This is a genomic window from Pokkaliibacter sp. MBI-7, assembly GCF_029846635.1.
Lineage (GTDB): Bacteria > Pseudomonadota > Gammaproteobacteria > Pseudomonadales > Balneatricaceae > Pokkaliibacter.
The window spans coordinates 505597-517706 of the sequence record NZ_JARVTG010000002.1 but is presented as its reverse complement, the minus strand read 5'-3'; the positions used below and the strand labels follow the sequence as shown (position 1 = coordinate 517706).

Sequence of the window (12110 nt, the reverse complement as noted above, 5' to 3'; positions counted from 1 at the left end):
TAAATTTTCTGACAGTTAAACAAGATACAATGCCCCAGCCGCCATAAGGCATTACCTGTGTTATGTTGAAATTCATATACAAATCATGGAGCAACGGTAGTTCGTTGGAGCTAGTTAATTAAAATATATTCCGGTTTTATGGATTGCACTGACGGCACAGTTTGCGCCATTATCAAACCGACACTACATCGCAGCATGATCGATGATGCTCTGGTGAAGTGAGAAAAAACGACTATTGCCAGAGGGATAATCTCGCAGAAAAACTTAATGCTTTTCACATCCTCAAAGGGAAGAGTGCTGATCCATACAGCTACGAGGAGTACCAAGCAATTATTAACGTTTACCATGATTTCCAACACCGCAAGTTAGCGACGCTGGCGGTCTATACAGAATTTAGAACTCGAGAGTTGCGTGCTCTGTGCCGGGACGCACTAGACATCAGTAACCGTTTAGTCCACACCAAGTGCCACACAGGCAAGCTCTCCCCCACCCTCAAACTTGCAAAAGCGGGCCAAGCCCGTCATGTCGACTTAAAGCCTCCTGCTATCACTGCTCTTTATGATCAGTGGCAATTTACCGCGCATCTGAACCCCATAGAGATGATCACCATGCACCATGGCGAGCCTCTCGAGAAGCAACCTGTCGTCTCTGCTTTCAAACCTGAAGGTATTATCAGACACAAGACTGGCCTGGACATATACGCGGGCTCCAGCATAGGGTCGCCCCTGGAAATCGCAACTTCACCGAGCGAATGTGAAACGTCATCGTTTCTGCCAATGCAAACATACGTTTGCCAGTTGGACACTAACCAGCCATGGAAACCTAGCCTACATTGCAAAGCAGATCAGTCACTCTGCCCCAGAGAGGCTCCAGTCTGCTTATGGAAAATGGATTGAATCAGCGAGTAGATCTGAGACAGATATGCTGTGTTCCCAGATTAAAAGCTATGGTCATTTTGCCCCAATCACGCCCAAGAAGATATTTAGAACCGGGTAAGTGATTGACTTTTAGGAGGTATTACTACTATGGCCGCATCCCGTCTATATGTACTGGACACCAACGTGCTGCTACATGATCCTCAGTGCCTGTATAACTTTGAGGAGCAGGATATCTGCATCCCCATGACAGTGCTGGAGGAGCTAGATGACATCAAGGACAGACAGAAACTGGTTTCCAGGGAAGCACGCATAGCGATACATGCCATTGACGACATCGTCCGCGATGCAAAAGTAGGTCAGATTACCAAAGGCATTCCGATCCCCTCCATGAGCGGCAAAAAGAAACTCGGCCGCCTGATGATATTCCCCGATCACGAACTCGCAGACCGTAAAGGCTATCTGCCAAACGGTAGTCAGATCCATGACAACAGCATTATTAACTGCGCTCTGCACTTACAGAGTACGCTGTCTATGCTGGAAGTCGTCCTCGTCACCAAAGACATCAACATGCGCCTGAAAGCGCTGGGGGCAGGCCTCAACCGTGTAGAAGACTATCGGAAGGATCAACTACTTACAGATGTCAGCTTGCTGCCAGAAGGCCATCGGCGTCTGGAAGGGGACTTCTGGAAAAATGTCGAAAAGGTACAAACTCAGCGAGACGGCCAGAATGTCTATCACAAGGTATCTGCCGATTTACTGCCTGAAGTACACGTAAACGAATACCTCTATGATGATGAGGATTTTGCTGCAAGGGTCATCAAGATTGATGCTGATTACATTACTCTGTTGGATCTCAACCGCGAAAAACTGATGAGCCACAGTTGCTGGGGCATCAGTCCGCTGAATCTGCCACAAGCCTTTGCCATGCACTCCATTCTCGATCCCACTCTGGATTTCTGCATCATCAACGGGGCCGCAGGTTCAGGTAAAACGCTGATGGCACTGGCGTGTAGTCTGGAAATGGTCATCGAGGAAAAACGCTTCAATAAAATCGTAGTGACGCGCAGCACGCCACCCGTCGCTGAGGATATCGGCTTCTTACCCGGCACAGAAGAGGAAAAAATGACGCCATGGTTAAGTGCCATCCATGACAACCTGGAAGCTATGCATGAGGGGGATGATCAGCCGCAGAGCAGCGTTCGCTATGCGATCGAAAAGGGTAACATTCAGTTCAAGTCGCTGAACTTTATTCGGGGACGCAGCATTCAGGATGCCATTGTACTGATTGATGAAGCCCAGAACCTGACTCCATCTCAGCTAAAGACGATTCTGACCCGTTGCGGTAAGGGAAGTAAGATGATCGCTTTGGGCAACCTAGCACAGATCGACAGTAACTACCTGACCGCTCTGACATCCGGATTGACCTATGTCGTTGAGCGTTTCAAGAACTTTGAAGGCTCTGCCAACATTCACTTAACAGGTGTCGTACGCAGTCGCCTGGCAGAATACGCTGAACAAAACCTCTAACACTTCTGCAGAATGGGTGAGCGGGTCGTGAGATGCGCTTACCCACTCAGACAAGGACTCTTTTTGGTTAAACCACCTTACTTCTCAAAATCATTAACTCTTTTCACCCTGTGAAGACTGCCACAAATGATAGTAAGCATCAGCCTGACGCTCAGCACGCTCCAGCTGCTTGGTGAGATCACGGACCCGATCAATTTCCGCATTGAGCATTCTCTGGTTGACTATATCCTGCTGCGCCAGGTTACGCTCCATGTCCTTCACCCTTCCCTGCTGAGCAATCAACTGACGCTCTAAATCATTCAGGCTTTGCTGGGCTTGTGACTTTTCACGAATGAGCGCTTCGTTCTGCTCAAGTACGCTTTGCAAACGTGACTCCATAGACTTGAGCTGAGCCTGCCACTGCTCTTTCTCTACCTCGAGCTGCCGTTGCCGCAGCTGATGCTCTTTCTCAATTTCCTTCGCTCGTACGCTGAGCTGATCTCTCGAATAAAACAAGGCGTCTTGCCAAAGCTGTCGGACACTTTTGATCAAAGGCTCAGGCAAATCAGGAATAGCCGGCTCGGCGACTTTGTTTCCTAACAATTGCCACCAGTCATTTAGTGCCTTATTGATGGTAGTTAGACTTCCTTTGCCAAGATGCTCTCTGACTGTCTGCTGAGTTGGCTTGATCCCTTTTGCTAGCAGCTCGTCCGCTACTTCCAGCACCCGCTCATAGGTAGAAGGCTCACGCATATAAAACTCCAGTACTTAATACGTACTATTAATACAGGGCAAATCGTAAGCGAGTTAAGCTGCTTAAGCCACAAGAATGCATGACGAGAGATCAGAATACTGAGAGCGATAAAGAAATGAGGGCATCAAGTGCCCATTTGAGGAAGCACTTTCGACAAAAGACAAGACTGTGGTGATTGAAACAGCTGTAGACCACTCCAGTTACAGATTCCCAAGACAAAACCATTCATTCTGACTCTGCAGCCACATTCCCTCGATATTTTGTTCGGTACGCTGCTCAGCCAGCTCAACCAGCTGGTAAAAAACGTTGCGATGAAGCCTTGCCCAGAGGTTTTTGCGCACCAGGACATAAGGAATTTCACTAGCGTTGCCATGAGCAGCCCTGACACGCATGGGATGCTCACATCCAAGTGTGATCACCTCTTCACAGTTAGTGACCATTACCACACTGTCATCGCGTACCTCGGCTGCCAAAATAACAAAAGGCGCGTCTTCTACCTGAATACGTACTTTCTCTACCGGTGTAACCAGGTAATAGCAGCCATCATCGTCCAGACGAAGGATACGGGAGAATAACTTCATCAATGCTGGACGCCTGAACTCTCCTCCCTCATGAACCCAGGTACCATCAGCCCGTATGACCAGATCCATATCAGCACAAAAATCAGGATACCATTCTTCAACCGGAGGGAGGCCATCAGCTGCCGCATGCTGCTGCAGAGATGCTAGATCAATAGCCATATACCCTCCTCACCGGTTAAGTGCGATGAAACAGCGCTTTATAGTTCGCAGTTGTAAGCTCAGCCATTCTGGCCAAAGGCAACTGATGAAGATCAGCCAGACATTGCGCCACTTCAACAACGTATTGTGGTTCATTGGTTTTTCCGCGATGCGGGACCGGTGCCAGATATGGTGAGTCTGTCTCAACCAATACGCGATCCAGTGGCACCTTACGCGCGACTTCACGCAAGCTGTCTGCATTACGGAAGGTAAGGATGCCAGAGAATGAAATGTAGTATCCGAGATCCAGTGCAGCTTTGGCCATTTCCCAGTTCTCGGTAAAGCAATGCAGCACACCCGCTGACTGTGTTGAACCGTAGGCACGAATCAGCTCCAGAGTATCCTCTCTGGCTTCTCGAGTATGAACGACGATAGGCAGATTCAACTTACTGGCAACACGCAATTGCAGACCGAATACCTGCTTTTGTGCTTCACGCTGCTCATGACTTTCCGTATAGAAATAGTCGAGCCCAGCTTCGCCGATCGCCAATACTTTTGGGTGATCAGCCAGGATCATCAACGCTTCTTCAGATGGTAACGAGTCTACCGGGTGTAATGGATGGATCCCGACGGTGGCGTAAACATCGTCATGCCGTTCAGCGATTTCACGCACCTCTTGCCACTTATCCAGATCGACGCCTATACATAGAAACTCTGCGACACCACGCTCTCTGGCTGCACGCAGTATGTAGTCCAGACCATCAGCCTGCTCTGGCTTCAACATGTTCAGGTGACAATGGGAATCGACAATATTCATGAGTATTCAATAAGACACTTTAGTGAGTAAGAACGAATACTAATTTGCCTGGAGACAGATTCTCTGACTCACAATCAGCAGTTCATATTAGAAGAGATCATTCAGCTGACTAACTACAATCCATCACACTGCTGATCAGATATTACATTGTGAACGTAGTGGTATCAGATTCCTGAGTTCCCGCCAGCAGCGTTTCGAGTTTACGAATAGCCGCTTCGTCTTGCGGATTGACCTGAATTCCAACACCCGCCGGGCGATTATTCTGACCACCGGGCGGAGTAATCCAGATCACTTTGCCGGAGACCGGTACCTTTTCAGGCTCACTCATAATAGTTAATACCGCGAATACTTCATCACCCAGCTGATAGGTACGCTGAGTAGGGATAAACAAGCCACCTCGTTCAATGAAAGGCATATAGCACTGATACAACATGGTCTTGCTATCAAACGTACAGTTCAGTATTCCGTGTGCCATTTCAATTCCTCACGGGTTTGCCGTCCACTCTGGACCGAGAACTCGTCCGCATCAGTCGAGACCATTCGATCAATATCGTTTCCAGAGCCAAAGACGGATTGAGATTAGCCGTGCCATCCAACTGCACTCTTAAAACATTTAGTTTTTCATAAAACGCCAACCACTCAGAGGCTCGGGCAGTTGCAACAGCCGCACTCAGCAGCTCAGGCTGAAACAAACCGGTTGAATGCACCGCTCCCATCATCTGCTTGACGGCCTCGCTTATCCAGTCCGACAGCCAACTGAGAATCATGCCTGTCTGGCGATTCTTCCATAGTTCTGCCAGCTCAGAAACACTGACCCTGCCGGTCTGCAGTCCGATCAGTTGTTGCTGCCACTCATCCCATACCTGTAGCAGATTGGCCTCATGATACTCCAGCGCCTTCAGAGGGGAACCGCGAGCGATGTTGAGCAACTGGGGAAACTGATCCGCACCGACACCCTGTTGCACCAACCATTTTTGCGAATCTTCTGTAGCGGGCAGCGAGAAGGCTAACTGTTGGCATCGACTTCGAATGGTAGGCATCAGCCTGGCAAAATGTGCTGACCATAAAATAAAGAGCGTCCGCGCTGGAGGCTCTTCGAGATTTTTCAACAGCGCATTGGCCGCTTGTACATTCAACCGATCAGCATTCTGTACCAGCACCACCTTACCATTACCCTGTTGCGCAGTTTCCGCACTAAACTCACTCACCTGACGGATAGCATCCACTTTAATGGTTCCCTGTGCGCCCTCTGGCACAATCACCATTCTGTCTGGGTGACTACCGTGCCCTAACAGCATACAACTACGACATTGACCACAGGGAGCCTGCTGCTGAGCCGAACACAAAAACCAGGCAGACATGTACTCAGCGAACTGCCGCTTTCCCACTCCCTCCGGCCCATTGAGCAGCAATGCATGAGGGAGGCGCCCCTGCTCATGCCGAGCAATAACCTGCTGCCAGATTGACTGCTGCCAGGGCAATAACTCAGCCACGATGCAGCTCCGACCAACCACTCAGCGCTTGAGTGATTTGATCCTTTACCGACTCCAGGTTCTGATCTGCATTGATTACACGAAAACGCTCAGGCGCGGACTCTGCACGCGCCAAAAATGCCTGCCTGGCGCGCTGGAAGAAGCTCATGGCTTCTTGTTCGATTCGATCGGCCGCGCTACGACGAGAGGCACGACGCATACCGACCTCCGGAGTGACATCAAGCAAGAGCGTCAAATCGGGCTGGAAGCCTGCCTGTACCAGGTTTTCCAGTTGCACAATTGGCTCAAATGGCAACTGTCGCCCGCCCCCCTGATAGGCATAGGTGCTGTCAGTAAAACGATCACATACCACCCAGGTACCCTGGCTCAGCGTTGGTTTGATCAATTTTTCAATATGTTGTGCTCGAGCCGCAAACACCAGCAGCAACTCACTAAGAGGGACCACCTGTTCATCACGAGGAGAAAGAACGAGCTGGCGAATCTCCTCTGCTATAGGCGTGCCTCCAGGCTCTCTTGTAAGCACATAAGAAATATTTCTATGCTTCAGCCAGGCGACGATGTGCGCCAGTGCAGTTGTCTTACCCGCTCCCTCAGTACCTTCAAGCGTTATGAAACAACCTCTTGTCATTTGCTTTTGTCTTCTGCCTTGGGACGATTTTTCAATACCTTCAGGTATTGGCTCACCGCTTGATTGTGCTCCTGAAGTGAATCAGAGAACGTGTGCCCGCCATTACCGGTGGCGACAAAATAAAGTGCAGTTCCCTCCGCTGGATGCAATGCAGCATGAATAGCTGCCGCTCCGGGCATAGCGATCGGCGTAGGAGGGAGGCCAACAATGGTGTAAGTGTTGTAAGGGGTTGGGCTGTTCAAATCCGCCTTGGTAATGTTGCCATCGTAGGAATCACCCAAGCCGTAGATCACCGTCGGGTCGGTCTGTAATCGCATCCCCTTTTCGAGCCTGCGTACAAAAACGCCTGCAATCTTGTCACGCTCTTCGGGAACGCCTGTTTCTTTCTCAACAATCGAAGCCATAATCAGCGCCTCGTAGGAGTTCCGATAGGGCAAACCATCTGCCCGTTGCTTCCACTCTTCACTCAGTACTTTCTGCATACGGTCATAGGCCTGAGAAAGCACATCAGCATCAGACATACTTGAATGATAGACATAGGTATCAGGGAAAAACCGCCCTTCCGGGTGCTGCCCCTCATGCCCCAGCTTCTGCATAACAGCGGCAGGTGTCATACCATCCAATACACTCGCTAACTTCTCCTGCTCATGCAGGATGCGAAGGAAGTCTTTGAAGGAATGCCCTTCCACCAGGGTGACGCGATATTCCACTACTTTGCCTTCCTGCATCATCTGCAATAACTGCAAAGGAGTCAGACCAGGAGACAACTGATACTCTCCCGCCTTGATGGTGGCATTAGGGTGTTTCCATCGGTTATACAGTAACAGCAGCCTGGCATGCTGCATTAATCCTAAGCGCTCTACATCCTTGGCAACCTGATTCAGTGAACTGCCCGGGCGCAATGTGTAAACCTGATTATCATTCTGCAGTGCCAGTGGTTTGTTTAATTGCTGCCATCCCCATTGCCATGCAAATGACCCAGCAACAACCAGCACCAGAATGGTCAGCAACAACCTCATTAACCACTTCATTATTGATACTCAGCCTCTAGCAACGCTTCTCGCAATCGCAAACTTATATCTCTGGACGGTAATGTTCTATCTGCCACTTCCACCGCAGGAAGAATGCCAATAAGCGCATTGCAGAAGAAAACCTCATCTGCGCTCGATAAGTCCTCAAGATTGAAAATACCAACCCTGGCCTCAAGCCCAAGGCCATTGGCATTTTCAAGCAACCAACGGCGTCTGGTCCCTGCTATACCACACCCGCTCACATCAGCGGTAAGCAGTACTCGCTCCTTGACCAGAAAAAGATTGCTCATGGTACCGCAGATCATATTGCCAGCGGTGTCATTCAGAATGCCCTCGTAGTACTCGGGATCATTCCACTCATTACGAGCGATCACCTGCTCCATGCGATTTAGATGCTTCAACCCGGCCAGCACCTCCGACCGCGCAAGCCGCAACGAACAAAGTCGCACTTTAATACCCGTTCTGGCCAGAGCTTCAACATCAGTCGCAGGAAATACAGTGACAATACGAGTCAGTGGCGCGTCTGCAGTATATCGATAGCCACGCTGGCCAATACCACGTGTTATGGTGATTTTTAGGGTTGCCTCAGTTAACTCAGCAACAAATAGCAGACGTTCGATGTCACTCAGCAGCGATTGCTGCAAAGCCTCAGCATTGAAGGAGAAATTAAGGCGGGTTAAGCCTGCTTCCAGACGTTGCCAGTGCAACGCCCAGAGAGCAGGTTGAGAGCATACGATACGAACCGTTTCAAACAGTCCATCGCCGTACATCAGCCCTCTATCCAGAATACTGATTTGATCAGAAGGCTGACCATCGACCAGTGAAGCCGGCAGAAACAGCATCACACCTTGCGGAAAATAAGGGTGCCGTTTGTGCCGCCAAAACCAAAGGAATTGGAGACAGTCACATCAATTTTTGCTTGTCGGGCAGCACCCGGCACATAGTCAAGGTCACAACCCTCCGACGGATTTTCAAGGTTGATAGTGGGCGGTACCACCTGATCACGCAGTGCCAGCGTGCAGAACACAGCTTCTACAGCGCCTGCAGCACCTAACAGATGCCCAATCATCGATTTGGTAGAGCTGACAGTAAGTTTATACGCATGCTCACCAAACACAGACTTCACTGCGTTAGACTCAGCTTTATCACCTGCTGGAGTAGATGTACCGTGAGCGTTGATGTAATCCACTTCCTCCACATTCAAGGCTGCATCCTTGACGGCATTGTGCATGGACTGCGCAGCGCCTGCACCATCTTCAGGCGGTGAGGTCATATGGTAAGCGTCATCACTCATGCCAAAACCAATCAGCTCAGCATAAATCGTCGCGCCGCGGGCTTTTGCATGTTCATACTCTTCCAGAACCAGCACACCAGCACCATCGCTCAATACGAAACCATCACGATCCTGATCCCAGGGCCGGCTTGCTGCCGTCGGGTCATCATTACGTGTGGATAGCGCACGGGCAGCAGCAAAACCACCCAGACCTAACGGAGTGGTAGCCATTTCAGCACCACCAGCCAACATGACATCTGCATCGCCATGACTGATCATTCGCGCCGCAAAGCCAATATTGTGTGTACCAGTGGTACAGGCAGTCGTGATAGCAATATTTGGTCCCTTGAAACCATAGCGGATCGCAAGGTTGCCAGAAATCATATTGATGATGGAACCAGGAACAAAGAAGGGGGATATGCGTCTTGGCCCGGAAGCGTTCAGAACATCGTGGTTTTTCTCAATCATTGGCAATCCACCAATGCCAGAGCCTATTGCCACACCAACACGATCCAGATCCAGGGAGTCACTTATGAGTCCGGCGTCTTGAATTGCCTGTTGAGCAGCCGCCATACCGTATTGGATAAAAAGGTCCATTTTTTTGGCTTCTTTACTATCCATGTACAGACTGGTATCGAAATCTTTTACACAACCGCCAAAACGCGTGCTGAAAGCAGCGGTGTCAAAATGCTCGATAAGTCCGATGCCGCTTTTGCTGGCAAGAATGTTGCTCCAGGTTTCTTCGACTGTATTCCCCAGGGGGGTGAGCATGCCGAGCCCCGTCACTACCACTCTTCTCCGAGACATGCGCATATCCTCCAACGTTACTGAAAAGAAAAGCCGCTCTATTTACTCAATAGAAGCGGCTTTTCATGAAACCGAACAGGTCTAGTGCTTATTGATGAGCTTTGATGTAATCAATGGCAGCCTGAACAGTAGAGATCTTTTCAGCTTCTTCGTCTGGAATTTCGGTCTCGAATTCTTCTTCCAGAGCCATAACCAGCTCAACGGTGTCCAGGGAGTCAGCACCCAGGTCATCTACAAAAGAAGACTCAAGAGTGATTTCGTCTTCTTTAACACCAAGCTGCTCAGCAACGATCTTTTTTACGCGCTCTTCAATAGTGCTCATAACGTATCCTATTTGCTCAACACAACCCACATTATCAAATGCGGATGGCTATTTTAGGTAAACCCACGTCCTTTGCCAAGCTTGGCAGGAGAGGCGCCTTTTTACAGGTGCCGCATATATCTGCGGCACATTATCAATAATTTATCGGAGATTACAAGGTTAGATGCTGTTTGCATCAGCCCATGTACATACCACCGTTAACATGCAGGGTCTCACCAGTCATGTAAGCAGCACCTTCGCCCGCAAGGAAACCTACTACAGATGCAATTTCTGTAGGCAGGCCCAGTCGGGCCATAGGGATTTGACCTTTAAGATGAGTCTTATGCTCTTCAGCTAGGCCACTGGTCATATCAGTATCAATAAAACCCGGCGCGACGGCATTGACCGTAATATTGCGAGAGGCAACTTCCCGTGCCAATGCACGAGTAAAGCCCTCAATACCCGCCTTAGCTGCTGCATAGTTTGCCTGACCTGCATTACCCATCGAGCCAACTACTGAGCTGATGCTAACGATACGCCCCCAACGAGCCTTTGTCATGCCACGCAGACATGCCTTGGACAGACGATAAACAGAGCTCATATTGGTATTAACCACCTGATCCCACTCATCATCTTTCATGCGCATCAGGATATTATCCTTGGTGATACCTGCATTGTTGACAAGAATCTGGATGGCACCATACTCGCTGGCGACAGCATCAACCACGGACTGAATACTGTCTGTATCCGCTACATCCAGAACCATCCCTCTACCTTTGACACCAGCTTCAGCCAGTGCATCAGAAATGGATGCAGCCCCTTTGTCAGAGGTAGCAGTACCAACCACGACGGCACCCTGACGCCCCAATTCAAGAGCAATGGCACGCCCGATACCACGGGTAGCACCTGTTACAAGCGCAACTTTACCTTCGATACTCATACACTAAGCCGCTATCAGTTTTAGTTAGGCCAGCGCACTGGCCAACGATGCAGGATCATTGATTGCTGCAACATCGAGTGTGCGCGCAATACGCTTATTCAGACCAGACAGCACCTTACCAGGGCCGCATTCAAGCATAGTCTCAACACCCTGAGCAACCATGAACTCCACAGAGCGGGTCCACAATACAGGGCTGTATAACTGTTTAAGCAAACGTTCACGTATACCTTCCAGACTGTCCGAAACCTGTGCATCTACGTTCTGAACAACCGCAATGGCAGGCACAACCAACTCTACATCTGCAACAATGGCAGCCAGTCGATCTGCAGCAGGCTTCATTAACATGCAGTGTGAAGGCACACTCACAGACAACGGCAAGGCTCGCTTGGCGCCTGCCTCTTTACATAACACCATGGCACGCTCAACAGCAGCAGCCTCACCAGCGATAACCAGCTGCCCGGGAGAATTATAGTTCACTGCTGACACTATCTGCCCTTCAGCCGCCTTATCGCAGCAAGCCTCTACAACCGCATCGTCCAGACCAAGAATTGCTGCCATCGCACCTTGCCCCGCTGGCACCGCTTCCTGCATAAGTTCACCACGAGTACGAACCAATCGCACGCCATCAACCAGAGACATAGCTCCCGAACAAACCAGCGCCGTGTACTCACCCAAACTATGTCCAGCCATATAGCCAGGCGTGCGCCCACCCAACTGCTGCCACAATCTCCATAACGCCACACTGGCAGTCAGCAGCAAAGGCTGGGTGTTTTCAGTTTTATTAAGCTCCTCATCAGGACCCTGCTGAGCCAGACTCCACAGATTGATACCGATAACATCAGAAGCTTCAGCAAAAGTTTCCCCTATTACGTTGTGAGCCTCGGCCAGTTCGCCAAACATCCCCAGATGCTGCGACCCTTGCCCAGGAAAGACAAACGCCAGTTTGGAATCCATGCACACTCT

Annotated in this window: 14 protein-coding genes; 2 read left to right on the top strand and 12 right to left on the bottom strand. The window is 50.0% G+C overall.

Going from position 1 to position 12110, the window contains the following annotated elements; all coding sequences use genetic code 11:
• The first annotated feature begins 218 nt into the window (after positions 1-218).
• Both QCD60_RS22025 and QCD60_RS22020 read left to right on the top strand, forming a co-directional pair.
• Entirely contained in the window at positions 219-896 is a 678-nt protein-coding gene (locus tag QCD60_RS22025; protein WP_279788460.1) for a hypothetical protein, read from the top strand.
• A 129-nt stretch (positions 897-1025) separates the two neighbouring features.
• Positions 1026-2405, top strand: a complete 1380-nt coding sequence (locus tag QCD60_RS22020; RefSeq protein ID WP_279788458.1) for a PhoH family protein — start codon at positions 1026-1028, stop codon at positions 2403-2405.
• A gap of 93 nt (positions 2406-2498) precedes the next feature.
• On the opposite strand, the gene QCD60_RS22015 is transcribed toward QCD60_RS22020, so the two are convergent.
• The 12 genes from QCD60_RS22015 to fabD form a co-directional block, all read right to left on the bottom strand.
• Positions 2499-3110, bottom strand: a complete 612-nt coding sequence (locus tag QCD60_RS22015; RefSeq protein ID WP_279788456.1) for a DNA-binding protein — start codon at positions 3108-3110, stop codon at positions 2499-2501.
• Positions 3111-3338: 228 nt separating this feature from the next.
• Positions 3339-3878, bottom strand: coding sequence for a DUF1285 domain-containing protein (locus QCD60_RS22010; protein WP_279788454.1), 540 nt, complete (start codon positions 3876-3878; stop codon positions 3339-3341).
• A gap of 16 nt (positions 3879-3894) precedes the next feature.
• Positions 3895-4674: a TatD family hydrolase gene (locus QCD60_RS22005; protein ID WP_279788451.1), complete on the bottom strand. Its 780-nt coding sequence runs from the start codon at positions 4672-4674 to the stop codon at positions 3895-3897.
• A 142-nt stretch (positions 4675-4816) separates the two neighbouring features.
• On the bottom strand, positions 4817-5149 hold the full coding sequence (locus QCD60_RS22000) for a PilZ domain-containing protein (protein ID WP_279788449.1): 333 nt from the start codon (positions 5147-5149) through the stop codon (positions 4817-4819).
• A 1-nt stretch (position 5150) separates the two neighbouring features.
• Positions 5151-6167, bottom strand: coding sequence for a DNA polymerase III subunit delta' (locus QCD60_RS21995; protein WP_279788446.1), 1017 nt, complete (start codon positions 6165-6167; stop codon positions 5151-5153).
• The gene (tmk, locus tag QCD60_RS21990) at positions 6160-6795 is read right to left on the bottom strand and encodes a dTMP kinase (protein ID WP_279788444.1); all 636 of its coding nucleotides are present in this window, start codon (positions 6793-6795) and stop codon (positions 6160-6162) included. The genes QCD60_RS21995 and tmk overlap by 8 nt, the downstream gene beginning before the upstream one ends.
• Entirely contained in the window at positions 6792-7826 is a 1035-nt protein-coding gene (mltG, locus tag QCD60_RS21985; protein WP_279788442.1) for an endolytic transglycosylase MltG, read from the bottom strand. The genes tmk and mltG overlap by 4 nt, the downstream gene beginning before the upstream one ends.
• On the bottom strand, positions 7826-8668 hold the full coding sequence (pabC, locus tag QCD60_RS21980) for an aminodeoxychorismate lyase (protein WP_279788440.1): 843 nt from the start codon (positions 8666-8668) through the stop codon (positions 7826-7828). Before pabC ends, mltG begins: the two co-directional genes overlap by 1 nt.
• Positions 8668-9906, bottom strand: coding sequence for a beta-ketoacyl-ACP synthase II (gene fabF / locus QCD60_RS21975; protein WP_279788438.1), 1239 nt, complete (start codon positions 9904-9906; stop codon positions 8668-8670). Before fabF ends, pabC begins: the two co-directional genes overlap by 1 nt.
• Positions 9907-9994: 88 nt before the next feature.
• The gene (gene acpP, locus QCD60_RS21970) at positions 9995-10228 is read right to left on the bottom strand and encodes an acyl carrier protein (protein ID WP_104151553.1); all 234 of its coding nucleotides are present in this window, start codon (positions 10226-10228) and stop codon (positions 9995-9997) included.
• 175 nt (positions 10229-10403) lie between these two features.
• The gene (fabG, locus tag QCD60_RS21965; RefSeq protein WP_279788436.1) at positions 10404-11147 is read right to left on the bottom strand and encodes a 3-oxoacyl-ACP reductase FabG; all 744 of its coding nucleotides are present in this window, start codon (positions 11145-11147) and stop codon (positions 10404-10406) included.
• A gap of 24 nt (positions 11148-11171) precedes the next feature.
• On the bottom strand, positions 11172-12101 hold the full coding sequence (fabD, locus tag QCD60_RS21960) for an ACP S-malonyltransferase (RefSeq protein ID WP_279788434.1): 930 nt from the start codon (positions 12099-12101) through the stop codon (positions 11172-11174).
• Between the last annotated feature and the right edge of the window lie 9 nt (positions 12102-12110).